The organism is Polaromonas sp. P5_D5, from assembly GCF_054049435.1.
This window is the reverse complement of sequence record NZ_JBFUMJ010000004.1, coordinates 232123-255159: the sequence shown is the minus strand read 5'-3', so window position 1 is coordinate 255159 and position 23037 is coordinate 232123. Positions and strand designations below refer to the sequence as shown.

The 23037-nt window shown below is 63.9% G+C and carries 24 protein-coding genes and 1 riboswitch; of the genes, 12 read left to right on the top strand and 12 right to left on the bottom strand.

What is annotated here, in order from left to right:
- Window positions 1–52 precede the first annotated feature (52 nt).
- From ACXJKE_RS17600 to ACXJKE_RS17585, 4 genes are all read left to right on the top strand, one after another.
- Entirely contained in the window at window positions 53–466 is a 414-nt protein-coding gene (locus ACXJKE_RS17600; protein ID WP_457281886.1) for a VOC family protein, read from the top strand.
- A gap of 313 nt (window positions 467–779) precedes the next feature.
- Window positions 780–971, top strand: a complete 192-nt coding sequence (locus ACXJKE_RS17595) for a hypothetical protein (protein ID WP_457282086.1) — start codon at window positions 780–782, stop codon at window positions 969–971.
- 1 nt (window position 972) lies between these two features.
- Window positions 973–1782: an alpha/beta fold hydrolase gene (locus ACXJKE_RS17590; RefSeq protein ID WP_457281885.1), complete on the top strand. Its 810-nt coding sequence runs from the start codon at window positions 973–975 to the stop codon at window positions 1780–1782.
- Window positions 1783–2027: 245 nt separating this feature from the next.
- Window positions 2028–2243: a hypothetical protein gene (locus tag ACXJKE_RS17585; protein WP_457281884.1), complete on the top strand. Its 216-nt coding sequence runs from the start codon at window positions 2028–2030 to the stop codon at window positions 2241–2243.
- A 25-nt stretch (window positions 2244–2268) separates the two neighbouring features.
- Here the strand turns inward: ACXJKE_RS17585 and ACXJKE_RS17580 are convergent, their stop codons facing one another.
- A complete protein-coding gene (locus ACXJKE_RS17580) occupies window positions 2269–3117 on the bottom strand; it encodes an alpha/beta hydrolase (RefSeq protein ID WP_457281883.1) in 849 nt (282 codons plus the stop codon).
- A gap of 128 nt (window positions 3118–3245) precedes the next feature.
- The gene (locus ACXJKE_RS17575; protein ID WP_457281882.1) at window positions 3246–4070 is read right to left on the bottom strand and encodes an alpha/beta hydrolase; all 825 of its coding nucleotides are present in this window, start codon (window positions 4068–4070) and stop codon (window positions 3246–3248) included.
- Window positions 4071–4191: 121 nt separating this feature from the next.
- Here ACXJKE_RS17575 and ACXJKE_RS17570 point away from each other — a divergent pair, with 121 nt between their 5' ends.
- On the top strand, window positions 4192–5028 hold the full coding sequence (locus ACXJKE_RS17570; RefSeq protein ID WP_457281881.1) for an inositol oxygenase family protein: 837 nt from the start codon (window positions 4192–4194) through the stop codon (window positions 5026–5028).
- Between the two features lie 95 nt (window positions 5029–5123).
- Here ACXJKE_RS17570 and ACXJKE_RS17565 read toward each other — a convergent pair whose 3' ends face one another.
- The 4 genes from ACXJKE_RS17565 to minC form a co-directional block, all read right to left on the bottom strand.
- Window positions 5124–6830: an ABC1 kinase family protein gene (locus tag ACXJKE_RS17565; RefSeq protein ID WP_457281880.1), complete on the bottom strand. Its 1707-nt coding sequence runs from the start codon at window positions 6828–6830 to the stop codon at window positions 5124–5126.
- A gap of 83 nt (window positions 6831–6913) precedes the next feature.
- Entirely contained in the window at window positions 6914–7210 is a 297-nt protein-coding gene (gene minE, locus ACXJKE_RS17560; protein ID WP_457281879.1) for a cell division topological specificity factor MinE, read from the bottom strand.
- A 4-nt stretch (window positions 7211–7214) separates the two neighbouring features.
- The gene (minD, locus tag ACXJKE_RS17555; protein WP_348046637.1) at window positions 7215–8033 is read right to left on the bottom strand and encodes a septum site-determining protein MinD; all 819 of its coding nucleotides are present in this window, start codon (window positions 8031–8033) and stop codon (window positions 7215–7217) included.
- A 97-nt stretch (window positions 8034–8130) separates the two neighbouring features.
- Entirely contained in the window at window positions 8131–8925 is a 795-nt protein-coding gene (gene minC, locus ACXJKE_RS17550; RefSeq protein ID WP_457281878.1) for a septum site-determining protein MinC, read from the bottom strand.
- A gap of 273 nt (window positions 8926–9198) precedes the next feature.
- Here minC and ACXJKE_RS17545 point away from each other — a divergent pair, with 273 nt between their 5' ends.
- From ACXJKE_RS17545 to ACXJKE_RS17535, 3 genes are all read left to right on the top strand, one after another.
- Complete coding sequence (locus tag ACXJKE_RS17545; protein WP_457281877.1) at window positions 9199–10359, top strand: metallophosphoesterase; 1161 nt, start codon at window positions 9199–9201, stop codon at window positions 10357–10359.
- A 675-nt stretch (window positions 10360–11034) separates the two neighbouring features.
- Complete coding sequence (locus ACXJKE_RS17540) at window positions 11035–11457, top strand: PPC domain-containing DNA-binding protein (protein WP_457282085.1); 423 nt, start codon at window positions 11035–11037, stop codon at window positions 11455–11457.
- A gap of 143 nt (window positions 11458–11600) precedes the next feature.
- Window positions 11601–11960: a hypothetical protein gene (locus ACXJKE_RS17535; RefSeq protein ID WP_457281876.1), complete on the top strand. Its 360-nt coding sequence runs from the start codon at window positions 11601–11603 to the stop codon at window positions 11958–11960.
- A gap of 103 nt (window positions 11961–12063) precedes the next feature.
- Here ACXJKE_RS17535 and ACXJKE_RS17530 read toward each other — a convergent pair whose 3' ends face one another.
- From ACXJKE_RS17530 to ACXJKE_RS17515, 4 genes are all read right to left on the bottom strand, one after another.
- Entirely contained in the window at window positions 12064–13002 is a 939-nt protein-coding gene (locus ACXJKE_RS17530; RefSeq protein ID WP_457281875.1) for a TIGR03915 family putative DNA repair protein, read from the bottom strand.
- Window positions 13003–13301: 299 nt separating this feature from the next.
- Window positions 13302–14327 (bottom strand): lysylphosphatidylglycerol synthase domain-containing protein, encoded by a 1026-nt coding sequence (locus tag ACXJKE_RS17525; RefSeq protein ID WP_457281874.1) that lies wholly within the window; start codon window positions 14325–14327, stop codon window positions 13302–13304.
- A gap of 7 nt (window positions 14328–14334) precedes the next feature.
- Window positions 14335–15609 carry a cardiolipin synthase ClsB gene (clsB, locus tag ACXJKE_RS17520; protein ID WP_457281873.1) on the bottom strand — a complete coding sequence of 425 codons (1275 nt, stop codon included), beginning with the start codon at window positions 15607–15609 and terminating at the stop codon, window positions 14335–14337.
- A 225-nt stretch (window positions 15610–15834) separates the two neighbouring features.
- Window positions 15835–16638 carry an endonuclease/exonuclease/phosphatase family protein gene (locus ACXJKE_RS17515; protein WP_457282084.1) on the bottom strand — a complete coding sequence of 268 codons (804 nt, stop codon included), beginning with the start codon at window positions 16636–16638 and terminating at the stop codon, window positions 15835–15837.
- 434 nt (window positions 16639–17072) lie between these two features.
- Between ACXJKE_RS17515 and ACXJKE_RS17510 the strand changes: the two genes are divergently transcribed.
- Together ACXJKE_RS17510 and ACXJKE_RS17505 are read left to right on the top strand one after the other, a co-directional pair.
- Window positions 17073–17375: a hypothetical protein gene (locus ACXJKE_RS17510; protein WP_457281872.1), complete on the top strand. Its 303-nt coding sequence runs from the start codon at window positions 17073–17075 to the stop codon at window positions 17373–17375.
- 85 nt (window positions 17376–17460) lie between these two features.
- The gene (locus ACXJKE_RS17505) at window positions 17461–17931 is read left to right on the top strand and encodes a hypothetical protein (protein ID WP_457281871.1); all 471 of its coding nucleotides are present in this window, start codon (window positions 17461–17463) and stop codon (window positions 17929–17931) included.
- 96 nt (window positions 17932–18027) lie between these two features.
- Here the strand turns inward: ACXJKE_RS17505 and ACXJKE_RS17500 are convergent, their stop codons facing one another.
- Entirely contained in the window at window positions 18028–19098 is a 1071-nt protein-coding gene (locus ACXJKE_RS17500) for a flavodoxin family protein (protein ID WP_457281870.1), read from the bottom strand.
- Window positions 19099–19350: 252 nt separating this feature from the next.
- A complete protein-coding gene (locus ACXJKE_RS17495; protein ID WP_457281869.1) occupies window positions 19351–19905 on the bottom strand; it encodes a Spy/CpxP family protein refolding chaperone in 555 nt (184 codons plus the stop codon).
- Window positions 19906–20173: 268 nt separating this feature from the next.
- Here ACXJKE_RS17495 and ACXJKE_RS17490 point away from each other — a divergent pair, with 268 nt between their 5' ends.
- Complete coding sequence (locus tag ACXJKE_RS17490; RefSeq protein ID WP_457281868.1) at window positions 20174–20824, top strand: hypothetical protein; 651 nt, start codon at window positions 20174–20176, stop codon at window positions 20822–20824.
- Window positions 20825–20911: 87 nt separating this feature from the next.
- Window positions 20912–21035: riboswitch (TPP riboswitch) on the top strand.
- A gap of 79 nt (window positions 21036–21114) precedes the next feature.
- Window positions 21115–23034, top strand: a complete 1920-nt coding sequence (gene thiC, locus ACXJKE_RS17485; RefSeq protein ID WP_457281867.1) for a phosphomethylpyrimidine synthase ThiC — start codon at window positions 21115–21117, stop codon at window positions 23032–23034.
- Window positions 23035–23037: the final 3 nt, after the last annotated feature.

Genomic DNA, 23037 nt, shown 5'->3' with positions numbered 1-23037 from the left:
GGGACGATCTGGCCGGCTAAGCTTTTCCCTCTCAACCAACAAGACTACGCCCATGCCCAACACCCCCTCCCTCCCCGAAAGCATCATGTCCCACGTCTCCATCGGCACGAACGACTTCGAGCGTGCCAAGGCGTTCTATACCGCTGTGCTGGGTGCGATGGAGATCAAGGTGATCATGGAGCACCCCGGGGCCATCGCTTTTGGGCGGGCGTATCCGGAGTTCTGGGTGGGTGTGCCGCACGATGGCGGCAAGGCGCATGTGGGCAATGGGTCGCACCTTGGTTTTCTGGCCGTGTCTAAAGCGCAGGTGGATGCGTTTTATGCCAAGGCGCTGGAGATGGGTGGGCAGGGTGATGGTGCGCCGGGCCCGCGGCCTCTGTATGGGCCGCAGTATTACGGCTGCTTTGTGCGGGACCTGGATGGGCACAAGATTGAGGCGCAGTTTTCGGATACATCTGCGGGTTGATGTAACGCCGGCCTTAAGCGAAATGAGTCGTTGGGCCAAGCAGAACGAGCGCGAGCAGCTATTTAATTCATAGCAAGCCGGGTTGCTTGCGCTTCGCCTTGTCGCGCTTGGGTACGGGGCGCTGTCTGACATGGGTGGGCATTCGGGGTTTTCAGAATGGTTGTTACGCGGGCTGGTGTTGCCTTGTTTGCACGCTGGCCCTTGTTTAACCCCCTTTATCTGGAGACAGACCATGCCGAACAAACAGAACGCCAAAAACAAACAGAGCAAACAACTCGCGCCCGGGGACGCGCGCAACCAGGCCGGCGGCGCGATGGAGCAAGACGGCACACCCAAAGCATCGGGCCACGGCGGCAAGGTGGAAAACGACTTCAACCAGATGGGCGAGCAAAAGCCCACGCAGAAGAACGAAGGCCAGCGCACGGCCAACAGCCGCAGCGACCGGGAGTCGCATGTGGGCGGCAGCAACCAGCTGCAGTCGCGCCGCGGCACGACGGGGCGCTGACGTGGCTGCCGACACGTTCAGCCGCGCGGCGGGGGTGAAGGCCGGTGAATTTGATCACCACAGCGGCGACCACCTGACGCTGGACAGCGCGAAGATTTACTTTGAGGTTCACGGTGATAACGCCGACCCGCCGCTGCTGTTTCTGCACGGCGGGCTGGGCACGATGAAGGACTTCAACAGCGCCCTGCCGCTGCTGCAGAAGCGCTTCCGGGTGATCGGCATCGACAGCCGGGGCCACGGCAAGTCAACCCTGGGCACGGCGGGCGTGACCTACCAGCGGCTGGCGTTAGACGCGGCTGCTGTGCTGCAGCACCTGGGCGTTGAGCGCTGCAGCGTGGTGGGTTTCAGCGACGGCGGCATCACGGCGTTGCGCATGGCCGCGCAGACTGCGTCACTGAGCGACAAGCTGGTTGCCATTGGCACCGACAAAATGCTCAAGGCCGGCGACCCGGTGCGCAAGCTGCTGGGCGGCGTTACGGTGCAAAGCTGGACCCAAAAATTCCCTGAATCGGTGGCGCTGTACAACGCAGTCAACCCGCAGCCCGACTTTGCGGCGCTGATCGACGCCGTTGTGCCGATGTGGCTGGACGACGGCCCCAGCGGCTACCCGGGCGAATGCGTCAGGCAGATCCGTTGCCCCTTGCTGGCGATTCGCGGCGATGAAGACCACCTGGTGTCGCGTGCCAGCGTGTTTGAGCTGGCGGAGCAGGTGCCCGGCGCGAAGCTGCTGAACATTCCGTTTGCCGGCCATGAGGCGCACAAGGACCAGGCCGAAGGGGTGATGGCGTGCGTGAACCGGTTTCTGGAATGAAATAACGGCCATTTTCATCACGAAAAGTGGCTGCCGCCCAAGCGGTGCTTGCGCGAGAAGCTATCAATACCATAGCGCTTGGCGCTCTCAGCGCCGGCGCTGCGCGCGTCTTTACCTGCCGTTGAGGCATTTCCTTACAAACCGCAACGTGGCAGACGCATGGCCCTAAGTTTGGCGGCGCAGGATGAACGCTTGTTTTTTTCTGCGGGGCAACCACCTGCAGACATCGCCAAGAAAGGCCCGCCATGAAAAAGATCGCCGACTTCCTGTTTCACCCGCGCTATTTGCGGGCCATTCCTTCGCTGGTGGTGCTGACCACCGCCATGGCTTGGAGCGTGGCGCCGGACCCGGATGCGGTAGACACGGTGCAGAAGCGGGCGGGCGTGAGCTTGTCGCTCAACCACACCGCCGCGGGCAACAGCCCGAACGGCAAGCTGCTGGACAAGCCCGAACAGGCTTGAATGCGGCCCGGGCGGTCGTAGCGCCCTAGGGCTTGGCCGCGGCCATCCAGCGGCCGATCTTGCCGACCACCTCGGCCTCAATCCCGTTATAGCCGTGGTACGCCATGGCCTCACAGGGGTCGCCCCGGCTTTGGCCGCCGGTGAATGTCAGCAGCTCGGCCTTCGGCGTCTTGGCGAGCTTGTTCATCAGCTGCGGCATGTCACTGAAGGCGCAGAGTTTGCAGCCGTCTTGTTCGTGGTGAACCACCAGCACCGGAATCGTCAGTTTCTCCAGCGGCATTTTGGGCACGGCGCGGCCGCTGTTGTCGGTCAGCATGGTGGACGTGAGCACGAGGCCGTCGGGGCCGCCCTGCGCCGGTGCAACCTCGGTGGCGACGTAGGCGGCTGACTGCGTGCCGCGGCTGGTGCCCACCAGCCACACGGGCCTAGGCGCCTGCTGCTTGAGCCAGGCGATGACGGCCAGCACGTCGGCGGTGTGTTCGGGCGTTTGCCGGTTTCCCGACAGAAACGGCGGCGACTGCTTGTCTGACGGCGCATCAATCACTGCCACCGCAAAACCGGCGTCGGCAAACTGCTGGCGCGTGCGCACCAGGAAGTTGCCGCCCCGAGCGAAACCACCGCTGTCGTTGATCTGCAAACCACCATGGCCGCCGGCGAACAGGATGACGGAGGCCTTGGGCGTGGCGTTTGGGGTGGTGGACGCGGTGGGCGCGATGTAGACAAAGCGCTGGGTGACGCCGGGGCGGGTGGGAATGTCGACTACGCGCGGAGTGCTTTGCGCCTGCGCGTTCCCGGCCACGGCCATGCACACCAGCAGGAAAGCGGGCAGTGCCTGGCGCAGCCACAGGTACCGTGCGGGTGAATGCGGTGTCATGGTTGGGTTCCTGTAAGGACGTTCCGGGATTTGTTTAAAGAAAACAGGGCTGAAACCCAATCAGGTCGTGCGCGAGCAGCTATCAAAATAATAGCGTTGACGGTGGGCGCTGCTGGCGTGCCGGCGCTTCATGGTGCTGTCGCGGTTTTGATCCACTGCACCACGGCTTCGCTGGCCACGACCGGCGTGGTGAGGTGGTTGGCCTTGACTTCGAGGTACTGGCTTTTGGGATTGGCGGGCAGCTTGTCGGCAAAGTAGGTCTTGGCGAATTTGCTGATCCAGTCTTCGTCGCCCACCACCGTGAGCACCGGCGTGCCGGGCGGGATGCGGGGCGCGGTCACGCCCATTTCGGCGTCAGAGGCGGGGTCGAAGTAGCTCAAATAGTCTTTGGCGGTGGCCGCCACGGGCAGCTGCTTGCCCTGGTTGATGTCGGTAAAGCGTTCGCGCGAATCGCCCTTGCCGTCGGCCACCAGCTTGCGGGCTTCGTCGACGCTTTCGCGCACTGTGGTGTTTTGCAGGACGCGGTAGTAGCTCACGGGCACGTGGCCGGGCGCCAGCAGCACCAGGGCCTGCACGTCGCCGCCACGCGCGGCAAAGCTCATGGCGGCGGGCACGCCAATGCTGTGGCCGGCGATCACGATCTTCGTTGCGCCCTGGCTGCGCAGGGTTTTGACGTGGCCGGCCATTTCGGCCATGGCCTTGTCCCAGTTGCCGTCCAGGTAGCGGGTGCGCGACCAGGGCATGTCGGGGAAAAGCACAACCATGCCTGCGCCTTCCAGCACCGGCTTGATGCGGCTCATATTGGGGTCGTTGTTGCTGCCGGGGTTTTTGCCGTGCAGCATGAGCACGCCGATTTTGGGGTTGCCGTCTTGTGCGTGGACGGCGCCGGCCAGCAGGGCTGACGCAAAAAGAAGGCCGATGGCCATCAGGCGGTGGAACGGTCTGCGGTGCATAAAGCCTTTCGGGCGGTGGCGGGTGGGGCGGGTTGGATCGAGGTCGGGCCCAATATACCCGCGGCAAACCGTTGCGACAGCCGGGTTTGCACGCAGGGGCCGGGCTTCCTACAATGGCACGATGAACGCCGTCATGCCGCAAACCACCCCCAATGCCCCGGCAACACCCTTGCTGGCCAGTGAACCTGACCGCGCGGCTTACCGCGACTACGCGCAGCCCGGCCTGGACCGTGTACGCACGTTCTACCGCAACAACCACCAGAACCAGACCTACGATTTTGTGCAGCGCAAAAAAGCCGAGTGGCTGGCGTTTTCGCAGCGCGAGATGACGCCTTGGGCCGCGCTGGAGTTTCTCAACACACTGGTGGATGAGTCGGACCCGGACATCGAGCTGCCGCAAATCAGCCACCTGCTGCAAACCGCCGAGGCGATTCGCGCCGACGGCCACCCCGACTGGTTTGTGCTGACGGGTTTTATCCACGACCTGGGCAAGGTGCTGTGCCTGTTCGGCGAGCCGCAGTGGGCCGTGGTGGGCGACACCTTTCCGGTGGGTTGCAAATTTTCAGACCGCATCGTCTACCCCGAATACTTTGCGCTGAACCCCGACAGCACGGATGCGCGCTACAACAGCGAGTACGGCGTGTATGCCCCCGGCTGCGGGCTGGACGCGGTGCACATGTCTTGGGGGCATGACGAATACCTGTACCAGCTGTTGAAAACGCACCTGCCGATGCCGGCGCTGTACATGATTCGCTACCACTCGTTCTACGCCTGGCACCGCGAGGGTCAGTACGGCCACCTGACGGATGCGCAGGATGCGGCGCATATGGAATGGGTGCAGAAGTTCAACCCCTACGATCTCTATTCGAAGAACGACAGGCCGCCGGTGCTGGCCGAGCTCAAACCGTATTACGACGATTTGATGGCGAAGTACCTGCCGGCGCAGCTCAAGCTGTAGCTTCCCCGCGGGCGGCAAGGCGCGCTTTCTTGAGTAAAAAAGGCCTGTAAGCCTTTAGGAGTGTGCGCGAGCAGCTCCTGAAAAGATAGCGCTGCTCAGTTCTCGTCGTCGCTGTTGCGGCCGCGACTGCTGCGCCAGATGGCCCGCACCAGCCACAGGCCGCCGGCCATGGCGCCCATAAAACCGACAAACCCGAACGCCGGCAAACCAAACAGCGTGGGGCCGCCCTTGACGGTCATGACGATGGACGAGCCGATGATGAGCGCCGAAATCACCAGGGCCATGGCCAGCCGGTTGGCGGCGCGGTCGAGCTGGTCGCCCACGCGTTTGAGGTGGGCCAGTTCAATGCCTACCTGCACGCGGCCGCGGCGCGCGTTGCGCAGCAGGCGCGTCAAGTCGTGCGGCAGCTGGCCGGCCAGCGCCATCGCGCGGCTCAGTGTTTGCCAGCCGCGGCTGGCAAGTGCCGCGGGTTCGTAACGCGCGCGCACCATTTGCTGCAGCAGCGGTGTGGCTTCGGTGGCCATGTGAAAGCCCGGGTCCAGACCGCGACCCATGCCTTCGAGTGAGATAAAAGCCTTGATCAGAAGCGCCAGGTCGGGCGGCAGGCCCAGGTGGTGATCGCGCAGGATGGCGGTGACGTCGGACAGCATTTGCCCCAGGCTGAGCTGGGCCAGCGGGGTGCTGTGGTACTGGTCGACAAAGGCTTCAATCTCGCCCTCCAGCTGGGAGAGGTTGGTGCCATGCTCGTCACTCGTCCAGTCGAGCAGCACGTCGGCCACGGCCTGCGGCTGGCGTTCGACCAGGCCCAGCAGCAGTTGCAGCAGCTCTTCGCGCCGCCGCTCGGTCAGGTGGCCGATCATGCCGAAGTCGATAAAGGCGATGCCGTTGCCGGGCAGGTAAAACACGTTGCCGGGGTGCGGGTCTGCGTGGAAAAGGCCGTCTTCCACAATCATCTTCAGCACGGCGTGGGCGCCGCGGCGGGCAAGTTCGCTGCGGTCAAAGCCGGCTTCGGGCGTGAGCTGGTCCAGCGCACTGCCGGGCACGCCGTCGACCAGGTCCTGCACGTTGATGCGCAGGCCGGTGTGGGCCCAGTGCACGCGCGGGATCACGATGTAGGGCAGCGATGCCATGTTGAGGGCGATGCGCTCGGCATGGCGGCATTCGGCGGCTAAATCGAGCTCGCGGCGCAGCGACTTGGCGAGCTCGCGCACCAGCTGCCGCGGGTGGTAGGGCTTGAGCGCGGACAGCTCGGCTTCGGCCAGCGAGGCCAGCCGGTCCATCAGGCGCAGGTCGGCGTCGATGACTTCAGTGATGCCGGGGCGGCGGATCTTGACGATGACTTCAGTGCCGTCATGCAGCTGCGCACGGTGCACCTGCGCAATCGAGGCGGCGGCCAGCGGCGTGGTGTCAAAGCGGGCAAAGACAGCCTCAGGCTCGCCACCCAGGTCTTCGCGCAGCTGCGGCAGCAACAGCGCCAGCGGCACGGGCGGAACATGGCTGTGGAGTTTTTCGAACTCGGTGATCCACTCGGGGCCGAACAGGTCGGCGCGGCCGGCAAGCACCTGCCCGAGCTTGACGAAGGTGGGGCCCAGCTCTTCAAGCGCCAGGCGCACCTGTTCGGGCGGGCTGATGCGGGCAAGGTCTGCCACATGGCCCCAGTGCAGCGCATGGCCGGCACGCTCGAGCTTGTCGGCCAGGCCGAGCCGCCGCACGCTGTCGCCAAAGCCGTGGCGAATCAGCACACCGGCGATTTCCGCCAGGCGTGCCATGTCGCGCGCAGCACCGAAGGTCTCGATCAACATCGAATGATGATAGCCCTGAGTTGTGTTGCCGGGCTTGCCTTTTGTCAATTGCGGGGCAAGTGCGGCGGGTTTTCTGGCGGGTGCTATTTGCGGGCTGCTGCGGCGGAAGCGCCGGTTTTTTCCTTCTTGTCGGGCAGCTCGATCTTCACTTCCAGCACATCCAGGTTGTCCTGCCGCTCCAGGTGCAGCTTGATGTCGTGGGGGTCGATGCGGATGTATTTGGCGATCACGGCGATGAGGTCGCGCTGCAGCGCGGGCAGGTAGTCGGGCTCATGGCCGCGCCCTGTGCGCTCGTGCGCCAGGATGATCTGCAGCCGCTCCTTGGCGACGTTGGCAGTTTTTTTCTTTTCACCGAGAAAAAAGGACAGGAAGGACGCCATCGTTTTACTTCCCCCCGAACCAGCGCTTGAAGAGGCCGGGTTTTTGCGCGTCGATGAAACGCATGGGCTTGTCCTTGTCGCCGAGGAAACGGTCGACCACGTCCTTGTAGGCTTCGGACACATCGCTGCCGTTCATGTGCACGGCCGGCACGCCCTGGTTGGAGGCCTGCAGCACGGATTCGGATTCGGGGATGACGCCGATGAGCTTGATGCGCAGGATGTCCTGGATGTCTTCCAGCGAGAGCATCTGGCCCTGGTCGACGCGGCCGGGGTTGTAGCGGGTGATGAGCAGGTGTTCCTTGATGGCGTCGCCGCCGTCGATGGCGCGTTTGGTCTTGCTTGACAGCATGCCGAGGATGCGGTCGGAGTCGCGCACCGAGGAGACCTCGGGGTTGGTGACGATGAGGGCTTCGTCGGCAAAGTGCATGGCCATGAGCGCGCCGGTTTCAATGCCGGCGGGGGAGTCGCAGACGATGTACTCGAAGTCCATCTCGCCCAGGTCTTTGAGCACTTTCTCCACGCCGGCTTTTGTCAGGGCGTCTTTGTCGCGGGTTTGCGAGGCGGCCAGCACAAAGAGGTTGTGGCACTGCTTGTCTTTGATGAGCGCCTGGTTGAGCGTGGCTTCACCCTGGATGACGTTGATGAGGTCGTACACCACGCGGCGTTCGCAGCCCATGATGAGGTCGAGGTTGCGCAGGCCCACGTCGAAGTCGATGACCGCGGTTTTATGCCCGCGCAAGGCGAGGCCGGTTGCAAAGCTGGCACTGGTGGTGGTTTTGCCCACGCCGCCCTTGCCGGAGGTGACCACAATGATTTTTGCCATCAGATAAAAGTCCTTTTGAAAACGGGAACGGGTATGCCGGGTTTACACATGGGCGGCATGAAGGCGCAGGAACATACGTGGGTTGAAGGCTGCGTGCTCAAGCAGCCAGCACATTCATGACGAGCCGGTCGCCTTCCTGGCCTTCTTCGGCAGGCACCAGCCGCACTTGCGTGGGCTGGCCTGCCAGGCCTTCGGGCAGCGGGTGTTCGGCGGTGCGGTACACACCGGCAATCGAAATCAGCTCGGCTTCCAGCGCCAGCGAAAAAATGCGTGCCTCGGTGTTGCCGCGCGCGCCGGCCATGGCCTTGCCGCGCAGCGGCGCATACACATGGATGTGGCCGTCGGCAATGACTTCAGCGCCGGCGTTGACCATGGCCAGCACCACCAGGTCGCGGCCGCGTGCATACACCTGCTGGCCCGAGCGCAGAGGTTTGTCGACCACCAGGGCACCCAGCGGGGCGGCGGCGGGCGCGGCCACCACCACGGGCGGTGCTGGCTGTTGCGCCGGGGCTGCCGTAGCGGGGCGGTCAGGCAGCAGGTGGGCGTCGGGCACGGGCAGCAGCCCGGCCTGCAGCGCTGCCGCCATTTGCGCGGGGTTGCCGCCCTTCACGGAAAGCGGCACCAGCTGGTAGCTGCCCAGCAGGGTGATGAGGGCGGGGAAGTCGATGTCGCCCACCGCCCGTCCGCTGCGCGCGGCGGCGGACTGCAGGGGCGAGAGGTCGATCATCAGCGCGTCCTGGTCGAAAAAGTCGGGAATGTCGCCAAAGCGGGCCTGCAACTCTTGCGCGAGCGCGACAAGGTCGGTGGACTTGAGCAGCAAAGCCACCAGGGGCAGGTTGGCACTTTTGATTTCGAAGGTGGCGGGGGTGGTGGCCTGTATGGCAACAGTCATGGGTGGAAAGTCATGGGCAGAAGGACAACGGGCGACCGGTGCGAAAAATGAGGGCGAAGAAAGATGGCCGAGGGTAGCGTGCGAAGGGGCGGATTCGCACGCACGCTTTGTCGCACTTGTGAGCGTATGAAACGCTGGCCCGTGACTTGTGGCACGCTGGTGGTGGTGTTTGCGTGGCGCGGCAGCCCCGCTTTAAAGCAGCGCCGGCATTGAATGCGCGCGTCCCGTACCCATGTGCAGGGGTCATCAGCTCGTCATTACCCTGGACATTTCATGAACTTCCTGCCGCTGGCGCTTGTAACCGCGCTGCTCCATGTTTACATTGGTGCACGCCTTCTACCCGGGTTGGGGGCGTATCCCGCGGGGCAATGGCTGTTTGCCGCGGTCCTTGTGGTGTCGGCCTTTGTCATGCCGCTGGGGCTGATGGCCGGCCGTGTAGCCAAACAGCCTTTGGCCGATGTGCTGACCTGGGCGGGCCTGCTTTTCATGGGCCTGTTTTCGTCGCTGCTGGTGTTGACGGTGGCGCGTGATGCGGCACTGCTGGTGCTGTGGCTGGCCGATGCCGTGGCGCCCGGCCACCTGCCGCTGGCGTGGCTGCGCACGGTGTCGGCCGAGGCGGTGCCGCTGCTGGGCGGGCTGATCACCGTGCTGGGTTTTCTGAATGCGCGCCGCACAGCCGCCGTGGTGAAGGTGGATGTGCCCATCAAGGGCCTGCCCGCCGCACTGCAGGGGTTTACCGTGGCGCAGATCAGCGACATCCATGTGGGGCCGACCATCAAGCAGGCGTATTTGCGCCGCATTGTCGACAAGGTCAATGCGCTGGATGCCGATGTGGTAGCCATCACCGGCGACCTGGTGGACGGCAAGGTGAGCGAGCTGGCCTCGCACGTGGCGCCGCTGGCGGAGCTGCAGTCGCGCCACGGCACGTATTTTGTGACGGGCAACCATGAGTACTACTCGGGCGCGCATGCCTGGATTGACGAGCTGCGCCGGCTGGGCCTGACGGTGCTGCTGAACCAGCATGTGGTGATTCGACCGCCACTTCTTGCTGCGGGCCAGGACGCCACGCCGCTGGTGCTGGCGGGTGTGACGGACTACAGCGGCGGGCATTTTGACCCAACCCATCGCAGTGACCCGGAGGCGGCTCTGCGTGGTGCGCCGCTGGAGGCCGTGCGCGTGTTGCTGGCGCACCAGCCGCGCAGTGCGGCGGCGGCGGCCAAAGCCGGCTTTGACCTGCAGCTGTCGGGCCATACGCATGGCGGGCAGTTTTATCCGTGGAATTTGTTTGTGCGGTTTCAGCAGCCGTTTACGGCGGGCTTGCACAAGCTGCAGAACCTGTGGGTTTATACGAGCCGCGGGACGGGGTACTGGGGGCCGCCCAAACGGTTTGGGGCGCCTTCGGAGATTACTTTTTTGAGGTTGGTGGTGGGGTAAGGTTGTGTTGATTTGATGGTTGCGCTCTTTGCTGAGGGCGGCTGGCCGGGGGTTGCCCGGCATGCAAGTAACTTTCTTTTGCTTCGCCAAAAGAAAGTCACCAAAGAAAAGGCGACCCTGCTGTCTGCGACCCCTGCGCTGCGCTCCGGGGCAACCTGCGGTGCTCGGTTCAGGCGGGGTCTCGCTCGAACTCGCTACGTTGCACTTCGCTCAGACAATCGCGATCCCTGATCCGCCTGGACCTGCGCTCCTCGGCGCAGACAGAAGGGCAAATCGGGAACGGGGACAAAATGCCAAAGACAAATATCAACTCCAATACCAACAAGGACACGCCATGGCGTGTCCTTGTTTCTTCCGTATTCGGGTTCTTGTTTTTGGCTGTTGGTATTCCTTCCCCCACCCCTTGTGGATGCGCCGAGGAGCGCAGGTCCAGACGGATCAGGGCAAAAACTTGTTTGAGCGAAGCGAGTTGTTTTTGACCCCGGCTGGACCGAGCACCGCAGGTTGCCCGTAGCGAAGCGTAGGGACGCAGGAACCAGGGTCGCCTTTTCTTTGCTTACTTTCTTTTGGCGAAGCAAAAGAAAGTGAGTTGCATGCCGGGCAACCCCCGGCCAGCAGCCCTCAGCAAGAGCACACAGCTTGAACAACAACAGCAACATCGTCTACCCTCCACCCATGCCCCAAACCCAAACCCTCCGCCTGAACCCTGGCGACGACCTGCGAACAGCCCTGGATGCAGCATTCGCCCAGCTGCAGGCCGAGCAGAACACCCGCGCGGCTTGCGTCATCTCTGCGGTGGGAAGCCTGTCTCGCGCCGTGCTGCGCTACGCGGCCGAGCCGCAGGGAACGGTGTTGGTGGAGCCGCTGGAATTGATCACGCTGTCGGGCACGTTGAGCCCGGACGGTGCGCACCTGCATGCCAGCGTGGCCAATGCGCGGGGAGAGATGTGTGGCGGCCATGTGATGCCGGGTTGCATTGTGCGGACGACCGCTGAAATTGTGCTGGTGTCGTTGCAGGGTTGGGTGTTTGCGCGTGAGCATGACGCGCGGACCGGGTTCAAGGAACTGGTGGCGAAGCCGGCAACGCCCTGGTCGTGAAAGCAGGGGCCGCGTCTGTAGGCCGGCCCTGACAGCCGTGCTGGCGTCATGGCCATGGCGGGCGTGGAGGACAGGCGTAGAGTGGTGTTAGCGCATTACCACGCACGCAACCTACCAGCACCCAGTATCAAGGAGGCATGTTCATGTTGAAACAACCACCCTTTTCCGTCGCTTCCGTCGCCCTGCCGGGCGTTGTGTTGGCAATGGCCCTGACGCTTTTCACAGGACCACAGGCGGTAGCCCAGACATCGCAAACCACACAGCCGGCCGCGGCACCCGATACCGCAGTGCCGACGGCTCCCTTGAGGAATCCGATGAACCGCAACCCGGCGCGCCGGGCGTCTGAACCCGAAGCGCCGCCCCCGCCGCCGGATCCGCGTGACTCGACCATCCGTCCGGTGACGCCGCCCGGCAACGACGGTCGTGACGCGGTATCGCCCTCGCCGAATGCGACACCTGCGCCTGGTGTTGCGCCAACGCGGCCGCCTCTTGCCAAGCCCTGAGGCGGATTTGCTGCCTGTTTATAGCCCGTGAGCGGTATGGCGTGGCATCAAGGATGAATGCCAAATGACGCCCTGGCCCAACAGGGACAAGCGCAAGCAGCTATTAAATTGATAGTGGCTGACCGGCGGCAGCCTTCGGTGTGCGCGCCTTGCGGGCGCCGGCCGAGCTGCGGTTTTTCCGGTAGTAACGCTGCGGCGAATCTTTCTGCATCATCCGGCGGCGCAGGCGCGCGGGGTGAAAGACCTGTTCGTACTGCGTTAGCCAGCGCTGTTCGCTGGCGTCGGGTGAGGGGGCGGTCTGCCTGTCGGCGGCGGGGCCGAAGCGCAGTGAAGCCGGGGCGTCGGCCGGCTTGTGGCCTGGTCGTACTTCTTCCGGGGGCAGCACCGGCGCAGCGTGCCGGCCGTGGCCGGTAGCCTGCGGGCCCAGGTAGTCGGACTCGACGCTGCATTGGGGCGTGAGGATGGCCCAGCGCATGTGGGCAAAGCGGCGGGCAAACAGCGGCGCCACGGCTTCAACGATGTGGTGTTCCGGCTCGAACCAGGCCACGTGCAGCGGGCCGCCTTGCGGGCGGGTTTTGAAGGTGTCGTCCTGCACCGAGTGAAAGCGCAGCTGGGCCTTCATTTTCTGCATGTCGTGGCGCACTTCTTCGGCCATTTGCCGGGCCTGCGCCATGTCGGTGTCGAGCTGGTTGTGCCGCAGTTCGGGCTCATGCACCAGACGCCACAGCAGGCGGTAGAGCAGGCTGAAGCGCTGCGGGTTGTTGTGCAGGATGACGGCCTGGCACAGGGTGAGAAATTCGGGTGGGACAGTGACGGTGGGTGCGTCGCTGAGTGCGGGGCTCTGCGCCGTGCCGGTGGGCGGCACGCCTTCAGCGGGCGTGGTGCTGCAATGCCAGATGACTTGCCCAGGCAGGATGTTCTGTGCCAGCAGGCCGCGTGCGGCACGGCGAAAGCCCTCGAGGTCCGTCTGCCCCTGCAGCGTGACAGGCAGCATGGCTTGTGGAAAGAGGTCGTTCGTCAGCAGGTCATTCATCACGCCCATGGACACATCCTTTCTTCACGGTTCAAGCACCCATGGTGCGGCGGCGGCCACTGCGGCGGGTGTAGGCAAAAGAGCCGTCTTCCTGGGTGCGGGCGGCGCATTGCCAGGACAGAAAGCCCGAATTCACTGTATTAATATACAGTGTTTTGGTGATTCAGGTGCGAAAGTGAGGCAAAAATCCCGGGCCTTTTGTGGCTTTGTCGCCTAAATCAGCTGGAAACGACCCCAAAAGGGCGAGGCTGGCGGCAACGGCGCCAAACCTGCTGCGGCGCATGTTTTTTGACCCGGATGAAGTGCCGTCAACGCTGTTTGTGGGCCCGCCGCAGCTTTTTGGCGTGGGTTTCCATGGCGAGATACGCCACAACGGCCACGGTCAGCGGCACCAGGTAATAGATCACGCGGTAAGCCACCAGCGCGGCCAGCAGTTCGTACTGCGGCATCTCGTGCGACAGCAGGGCGACGAACACGGCCTCCAGCACGCCGAGGCCGGCCGGCACATGGGTGATCACGCCGGCAATGGCCGCCAGCAGCAGCACGCTGACGACGGCGGAAAACTCGATGCGGTGCTGCAGCAGGATGAAAATAATGCCCGACATGATGAGCCAGTTGCCGGCGCCCATCAGCAGCTGCAGGCCGGCCAGCCGCACGGAGGGCAACACCACCTCATGGCCGCGCAGCCGCAGCATGCGCCGGCGGGAAAACGCGCAAATGCCGAGATAACCCGCAACAACCGCCAGCAGCACCGCACCGATCAGACGCAGGGAGTTGGTGGTGACAGGCCAGTCCAGGGGCAGGGTGGGCGGCTGCAAGGCAAACACCGCGCCGGCGAGCAGCAGGTACCCCATCCAGTTGGTCAACATGCTCAGCGACATGATGCGGGTGATGGCGCCGTTGCCCAGGCCCAGGCGTGAATAGAGGCGGTAGCGAAAAGCCACGCCGCCCACGAGGGAGCCGAGGTTGAGGTTGAAGGCGTAGCTGACGAAGGTCACTGCCATCACGGTGGGGGCGCGCAACGGGTGGCGGGTGTAGTGGCGGCCCAGCAGGTCGAAGGTGCTGTAAAGCGTGAAGCTGGCCACGGCTAAAAGCACGGCGCCCCAGGCGGCGGTGAGGGGGTAGTCCTCCAGCGCGGTGAGGACCTGGGACCATTCAATCTTGCGAGCCTGCGAGAACAGCAGGCTGGCGATGAGCAGAAAAAATGCGGCGGTGGCGCCGTGCCTGAGCCATGGCCACCAGGCCTTTTTTTTCGGCGCGGCGGGCTGGGGCTTGCCGTGCCGCCGGGGCGGGCGGGGAGGATGGGGCGTGGGCAAGGTGCGGCTTTCGGCCATCACGCGCTCAAATGGGTCTGGCCTGGTGCTGTTGGGGCTCGCGCTGATCGGGCGTGGCCACTTCGGCGGGCGTGATGCGTGGCGCGTGCGCCGGCAGCCAGCCGGCCCAGGCGGGGTAGCGGCGCAGCAGGTGAAAGACAAAGTAGCTGCGCAGCGTGCGCCACCACGTGGGCTTCACCAGGTCCTGGCGGCCTATCTCTTTGCAGCTGTGCTGCATCAGGTGGTCCAGCCGCGTGCCCAGGTCGTTGTTGAAGGTGCGGTCGCGGATCATGACGTTGGCCTCGAGGTTGAGCGCCAGGCTCAGCGGGTCCAGGTTGCTGGAGCCCACGGTGGCCCATTCGTCGTCGATCACGGCCACCTTGCCGTGCAAGGGGCGGTCGCAGTATTCGTAAATGCGCACACCCGCGTCCAGCAGGTGGTGGTAGAGCATGCTGGCGGCGGTCTTGACGATCGCCATGTCGGGCTCGCCCTGCAGGATGAGGTGTACGTCCACACCGCGCCGCGCGGCGTGGCGCATTTCCCTGAGCAGCCGGTAACCGGGAAAGAAATACGCGTTGGCGATCACGACACGCTGGCGCGCCGTGCGGATGGCGGCGCGGTAGTGGCGCTCGATGTCGTTGGTGTGTTTGCGGTTGTCGCGCGTGACAAAAAGCGCCGCGGCGTCGCCCGCCGGCGCGGGCACGTCGTCCCTGCGCCAGGTGCCGGCCACGGAACGGGCGCGTTCGGAAAACCGTTCACGCAAGCCCGTGGGCGGCTCGGCGCCGGCATTGCGCTGCCCCGCCGCCAGGGCCCTGCGCACAAAGCTGTGGATGTCGGCGACAAGGGGGCCTTCAATCTCGACGGCATAGTCCTGCTTGGCCTGCGGGCCGAAGTCGGCCAGGTGGTCCGCCGAATAGTTGATGCCGCCGACGAAAGCACGTTCGCCATCGACGACCACAATCTTGCGGTGCATACGGCGAAACAGGTTGGTGCGCCAGCCCCACAGCCTGGGCCCCGGGTCAAACACATGCACGCGCACGCCGGCCCGCGTCAGGGTGGAAATGAATTCAGGTGACAGGTCCGGCGAGCCGTAGCCGTCGATCGTCAGGTCGATCTGCACGCCGCGCCGCGCCGCCTGGTGCAGGGCCGCGTGCAGCTCTTCACCGACCTTGTCTTCAAACAGGATGAAGGTTTCCACCACCACCTCGCGTTTGGCCGCGGCAATGCACTCAAAGACGCGCGGGAAAAACTCCTCGCCGTTTTCAAGCAGCTGAAACTGGTTGCCGCTTACCCACCTCGACATAAATTCTCCTTGGCCGCAGAAGAAGGTGCTTCCCGGGTTCCAGGCCAGCAGGGGCCGCGGAACCGGCTTAGCCGGGCCGCAGGCGCAGCGGCCCCCTCGCGGGGCAGCGCATTACGCGAAGCGAAAAGCGTGGGGGCCATATTTTTCGCCGGGCCGCCCCAAGGAAAATTAGCCCCCTCGGGGGGCAGCGAAGTACACGAAGTGACGAGCGTGGGGGCCATGTTTCTAGAGCTCGATTTCTGCCGCGAGAGGCGCGTGATCTGACAAATGTGACCAGGGCCGCAGCGGCAGTACCACCGGCGCATGGCCGATGGCGTTGCGCACATAGATGCGGTCCAGCCGCAGCAGGGGCAGGCGTGCGGGAAAGGTGCGCGCCGCCTTGCCGTTGGCCTGCACAAACACCTCATGCAGCTCGGCGCCTTTTTCCAGCCGGGCATGGGCGCGGTGCCGCCAGTCGTTGAAGTCCCCGGCCACCACGACGGGCGCGTGCGGCGGAATGTTGTTGCGCACCAGTTCGCACAGCATGTCCATTTGCTGCTCGCGGTGCGCTTCCATGAGGCCCAGGTGCACGCAGACGGCGTGCACGTTCACGCTGCGGCCGGGTATCTGCAGTTCGCAATGCAGCAGCCCGCGGCGCTCGGGCCCGCTGATGGACACGTCGAGGTTTTCAAAACGCACGATGGGGAACTTGGACAGCACGGCATTGCCGTGGTGCCCGTTGGTGTAGACCGCGTTGCGGCCGTAGGCGAACTGCGGCCAGATGGTGTCGGCCAGGAATTCGTAGTGCGGCGTTTCCGGGTAGTTGTCGAACTTGTCCTGGTGCTTGACGTGGTTGCCCGTTACTTCCTGCAAAAACACCACGTCCGCCCCGACGCCGCGAACGGCTTCGCGCAGCTCGGGCAGGATGAATTTGCGGTTGAAAAAGGTAAAGCCCTTGTGGATGTTGACCGTGAGTACCTTGAACGAGAACGAAGATTCGGGGCTGACCGCTGCAAGTGCAGTCTGCGTGTCGGCCTCGACGGCCTCCATGTCGATCAGCGTGGCGGCTTCAGGAGAGCGGGTGGGCACGGCGACAGACAGGGCATCCGGCCCGCGGCGCGAAGCTGAAGAAGGCGATGGCGAAGGGGATTCGGGTGTGGAAGTCGGCATAGGAAAGATAAGCGAGTAGGCCCAGACAGGCAGGCGGAAAGGGCGCAGGACAGGCCTTGGCACCCATTGTTATTCTGCGCCCGGGGAGTGACTGTAGGACAGTAACTTATTTGCGGCAGGGCGCGGCGTACGCAAGCGCCTGGGACGTGCCTTTGGCCACAGCCCGCGGGCGCAGTGTCCTACATGGCGCGGAGGGCCTCTCCGATAAGGCCGGCGGGCCCGGCCCGCTAGATTGAATTCAACGTTAGCCCCGATGAAGTGGCAGGCGTGTTTTTTCAACCCAGCCTACGAGCACAACCCAAGGAACTACTCCCATGTTCAAAACCCCCTCTTCCATGAAGACCCTTTCCCTTGCAGCTGCCATGACGGCCGCACTGATGTTTGGCGCAGCTGCACACGCGCAGACCGATCCTGCGGGCAAACCAGGCGACAGCTCGGGTTCGGTCTCCACCGGTGCAACGGCCAAGACGCCTGAGCAGCGTGACGCCGCCAAGTCCGAAAAACAGGCAGCGAAATCCGACAAGAAGCAGGTCAAGGCCGCCAAACGCGCTGCACGCAAGAGTAAAGCCGCCACTGCAGGCGCTGCCCCCACGGATTCGGGCGGTACCAGCAAGTAAGGCCAGGCGCTGCCTTGGCGCCATGACAGTTTCAGGTTGAAGGTGCGCTGACGCGTTGCCATCACCCTTTTTGAAGGAGTTTGATATGTCCAAGTACTTTATGCGTTCCATTCCTGCGGCCGCTGCGTTGACCGCAGTCACGTTGTTCGGCTCTGCCGGCGCCTTTGCACAGGGCCTCGGTGTGGGTGTCGGCACCGGTGTAGGGGTCGGCGTCTCGGCCGGCCAGAACACCAATATCGACGCCGGTGTTCGCGCGAATGCCGCGGCAGGCGCTACCTCGGACTCCAGCGGGCCCTCCTCGGGATCTTCCAGCGGCAGGCTCGGTGCCGGCGCCAATGTCTCCGGCTCAGCCCAGGGGGACACCTCCGCAGGCAGCAGGGCCGCGGCCGCGGTGGACAACACTGCCCGCAGCACCGGCCGGGCTGTAGCCCGCACCGGCAACGCCGTGAAGAGCGGCGCCAAGCGCACCTACAACAAGCTGGATAGCGCTGCGGGCAGTGCCCGTGTCCAGGGCAGTGTTCAGGGTGATGCGGCCGTCGGCGGCACTTCGAAGTAAGGGCAGGCAAGGTGCGGGTGTAATCGCCGCAAGGTAGTTGCACCGCCACAAAGCCGGGCACGGGGTTCTACCTGCCCGGCTTTTTTCGCGCCTGCGTTATTTGGGCCGGGGCTGCTGCAAGCCCTTGCCGGGCTGGGGTAGCTTCCCGGCCCGGAGTTCGGTGACAGCGGTGGCAACCGCCCTGGCCACGTTGCGGACTTCTTCCATCAGGGCTTTGTCTGCGTCCAGCGTGTCGTGGCTGGTGGCATAGGGTTCGTAGTAGCCGATGTAGCGGTCCAGGCGGGCCGGGCTGCCTGCGTCAATCAGACCCATCCAGTCCAGCCAGTCGCACAGGCTTCGGCGCGCGCCCTCGATCCCGGCCACGTCGCCATGCACCACGACACCGTACGCGCGGCCGGCCAGGTGCTTGGGATAGTCCCAGCCTTTCATCTCCAGCGCCTTGGCTTCCTCAGGCTTTTTGCCGTGGGTGGTGGTGGGGTCGGGGTTGCCGCCGTCGGCACACACCAGGCGGTCGATCATGAGCTTGAGCGGGCTGGGTGACTGGTACCAGTACACGGGCGTGAGGATGATGACGGCATGCGCAGCCGTCCAGCGTTCGTAGATCTCGGCCATCCAGTCGCTGGTTTGCCCCAATGCATGGTTGGGGTAGCAGCTGCAAGGCCAGTGGCACAGCGGCATGGCGGTCGACACGCAGCCTTTGCAGGGGTGGATGTTGAGGCGGTAGCTGGAGGTGAGCAGGCTGAGGTCCAGCACATCGGGATTCATGCCTGCCTCTTGGAGGGTGGTCTTCGCGCTGTTGAGCAGGCGCCAGGTCTTGGAGATTTCGCCGGGGCAGGTGCCGTCGTTGCGGGCGGAGCCGCACACCAGCAGCACGCGGGAAGGCGTGGCCGGGTCTTTCCAGGCCGCCTGCGCTTTGGCCAGGCGTTCGCGGGTTTCCAGCCATTCGACGGACAGGTCGTAGTCGGGGTCGGAAAATTCTTCCCCGGCCTTGCGCGTGTGGGGCGCCTTGCGGCCCTCCTGGTAGGCATCCCAGGCCACGCCTTCAAGCCGGGCCAGGGCTTCGTCTTCCTGCCGGAATGCCGGGTCGACAAAAGATTGCATGAAGCGTTCGTGGAACGCGTCGCGTGAAAGGACGGCCGGTGCCTGGCCTTTGCGTACCGTGGTCATCTGCCGAGTCTAGTGACCCTGCAGGGCTTGAACCGGGGGTTTCGATGCCGTCCTACGCGGGCTTTCGGCGCCGTCTGGCGAGCTGCGGTTTTTGGTAAAAATGGCCTGTAATCCTTATGTAAGCAGCGCAGACAGCTATCAAAATAATAGCTAATGAGAAATGTGAACTGGCCACAAAAAAGCCCGCACGCAGCCGTTGGGGCTGCCGTGCGGGCCTGACACCGCTTCAGTTCAGCGTGTCGCAGTTATGGCTCAACCTTTTTGTGGGGCCGGGCCGTGGCCGCGAGGACCGCCATGGCGCATGCCGTGCTTTTTGTGCTCGGCATCAAAGGTTTTTTGCTGCTCGGGTGTGAGCCCCGCGTAGAAGGTCTTGGTGGCTTCACCGCGCTTGTCCATCGCCGCGTTCATTTCGGCCATGCGCTGGGTGCGCATTTCCTTCATCTTGTCGATGCGCTGAGGCGTGGTCAGCTTGTCGAACTCGGCGCGTTGCTCCGGCGTGGGACGTGCTCCGTGTGCGGGCGGCTGCATGGAGGCGGTGTAGCTGGTCCATGCGCCTTCCTGGGCAGGCGTGAGCTTGAGCTTGGCCTTCAGTTCGGCCTGGTGCTTGGCGATCATGGCCTGCATCTTGGCGGGGTCGTGGCGGCCCATGCGGCCTTCGTGGGGGCCGGCAGGCTTGCCTGCGGCGGGCGGCGATCCGGCGGGTGGTGCAGGAGGCGTTTGTGCCATGGCACCGGCGCCAACGGTTGCCAGCAGGCCGGCCAGTACGAGGCTGTTGAGGGAAGCAGGGCGGTTGAATGCGAATTTCATGGGGAACTTCCTTTCAGGAGAAGATGCCTGAGTTCCATTGAGTCGTGACATACGGCTTTTGGCTTCAGGTTGAAAGCAAGTGTGCGGGCCGTCTGTTTCCCTGGCGTTGCCGGGCGATGACGGTATGTAAAGTTTGGTGAAAGCCTGGTGGTGGCCACGGGGCAAGGACGTAAATATTGCCGGAGGCCGTTTTGCGGACGGCCGTGCCTCACGGCCGGGGCTTGCGGGTATGCTGTGTGCCTCAACGTCTTACCCGTCCGCCGACCAAATGAGTTTTTTGTCTGAACTGAAGAAGCACGCCACGGAACTGCAAAGCCGGCAACTCGGTGTGCAGCAAGACCTGAGCACCAACACGCAAAACTGTGAATTCGCATGCAAGATGGCGCGCAAATACCTGCAGGAACTGTGCGCGCAGCTCAATGTGATCAGACCGCCGGCGCCCGGCGACTACAGCCTGAATGGGAAACAGCCGTTCCCGCCGCTTGCGCTGGCAAACCTTCGGTGCGACGCCCGTACCAAGATGCTGAGAAACGCAGAAGCGATTGACTACATCGGGATGGGATGGGATCTGCTTCCGGCCAAGGGAAGTGTGGCCGTCCATAGCGTGACAGTGAACTTCCCGCCGGATCTTGAACGGGTGACGAGCCGCCTGTCTGTCGGCAAGGTACCGCATGAGCGCAAGGAGCAGCGCCATCCGGAAACCAACAAACTGTTGGCCTATGTGTTCGAGTATGAAACGCAGACACGGGGTTTTATCACGGTCACGCCGGACCACGACCGCGGCGAAATTGCCTTCCGGATCAGCAATGTGGGCGGCTTTRGTGTGGAAAACACGACCTACCCCGCGGCACAGGTTACGCCGGGCCTGATGGACGAATTGGCCAAAAAACTGGTTGGGCAGGCGAGCCGCTTTGGGTAACTGGCCCCTGGTTTTTGTCTCCCTCGCCGGTTAAGGTGCTATTGACCACGGTCAATTGCCATTACCGTCCGGCCTGCCTACAATGGCCTCAGCTTGTCGGGGTGCCAAGGATGTTTCCGTGAGGAGGCTTTCGAGGCTGAGATCGCAGTTTGCGAGACCCGCTGAACCTGATCGGGATTATCCCCGCGTAGGGAACAACGCAATTGGCTCCGGAACTCCGCAGCGGCATCCCACATGCCACCGATGGACCCCCGGCTCCCCAGCAGGCACCCCACCTTCTGGAGAACCACATGGCCAAAACCCGACTCACCGTTGACACCCAAGACCTCACCAGTCGCATCACGCGCGCGCCTTTTCCGGGCTCCGCAAAAATCTATATTGAAGGCTCGCGCCCCGACATTCGCGTTCCGTTCCGTGAAGTCACGCTGACCGACACGCTGGTGCACGAAGGCGCCGGCGAGCCGCGCCGCGAGGCCAACCCGCCGCTGCGTTTGTATGACGCTTCGGGTGTCTACACCGACCCGGCCTCGCCCATCGACATTACGCGCGGCCTGCCGCCGCTGCGCGGCGCCTGGATCAACGAGCGCCAGGACACCGAAGCCCTGCCCGGCATCAGCAGCGCCTACGGCCGTGAGCGCCTGAACGATCCGGCCCTGGCCGCGCTACGCATGGCGCATGCGCCCGTGCCGCGACGCGCCAAGGCCGGCGCCAATGTGTCGCAGATGCATTACGCGCGCAAAGGCATCATCACCCCCGAGATGGAATACATCGCGGTGCGCGAAAACCTGGTGCGCGCGCAGCTGGCTGAGCGCCTGGCCACTGAACGCATGCCGAAAAAAGGGCACTCCTTCAACGCCGCGATTCCGGAGCAGATCACGGCCGAGTTTGTGCGCGACGAAGTGGCGCGCGGCCGCGCCGTCATTCCGAACAACATCAACCACCCTGAGAGCGAGCCGATGATCATCGGCCGCAACTTCCTGATCAAGGTGAATGCCAACATCGGCAACTCGGCGGTCACCTCGAGCATCGAAGAAGAAGTCGACAAGCTGGTCTGGTCGATCCGATGGGGCGCAGACACCGTGATGGATCTCTCGACGGGCGAGAACATCCATGAAACACGCGAATGGATCTTGCGCAACTCGCCGGTACCCATCGGCACGGTGCCGATTTACCAGGCGCTGGAAAAAGTCAACGGCAAGGCCGAAGACCTGACCTGGGAAATCTTCCGCGACACGCTGATCGAGCAGGCGGAGCAGGGCGTTGACTACTTCACCATCCACGCCGGTGTGCGCCTGGCCTATGTGCCGCTCACGGCCAACCGCCTGACGGGCATCGTCTCGCGCGGCGGCTCCATCATGGCCAAGTGGTGCCTGTCGCACCACAAGGAAAGCTTCTTGTACGAGCGCTTCGACGAGATCTGCGAGATCATGAAGGCGTATGACGTGTGCTTCTCGCTGGGCGACGGCCTGCGCCCCGGCTCGATTGCCGATGCGAACGACGAAGCGCAGTTTGCCGAGCTGCACACGCTGGGCGAGCTCACGCAGATCGCCTGGAAGCATGATGTGCAGGTGATGATCGAAGGCCCCGGCCACGTGCCGCTGCAGCTGGTGAAGGAAAACGTCGACAAGCAGCTCGAAGCCTGCTTTGAAGCGCCTTTCTACACGCTGGGCCCGCTGATCACCGACATCTCGCCGGGCTATGACCACATCTCTTCGGCCATGGGCGCGGCCAACATCGGCTGGTACGGCACGGCCATGCTCTGCTACGTGACGCCGAAAGAGCATTTGGGCCTGCCCAACCGCGACGATGTGAAGCAGGGCCTGATCGCCTACAAGATCGCCGCGCATGCGGGCGACCTGGCCAAGGGCTACCCTGGCGCGCAGATGTGGGACAACGCGGTGTCGAAAGCACGCTTTGAGTTCCGCTGGGAAGACCAGTTCCGCCTGGCGATCGACCCTGACACGGCGATGGCGTATCACGACGAAACGCTGCCCAAAGAGAACGCCAAGGTGGCGCATTTCTGCTCGATGTGCGGGCCGAAGTTCTGTTCGATGAAAATCTCGCAGGAGGTGCGCGAGTTTGCGCGGCTCAACCCGGCCACCACCACGCTGGCGTCGGCCACCACGACAATTCCCATCAAGCAGATCGCCACCGGCTTTGAGGAAAAGGCCAAGGAGTTCCGCGAAGGCGGGAGCGAGATTTATTCCTGAGTT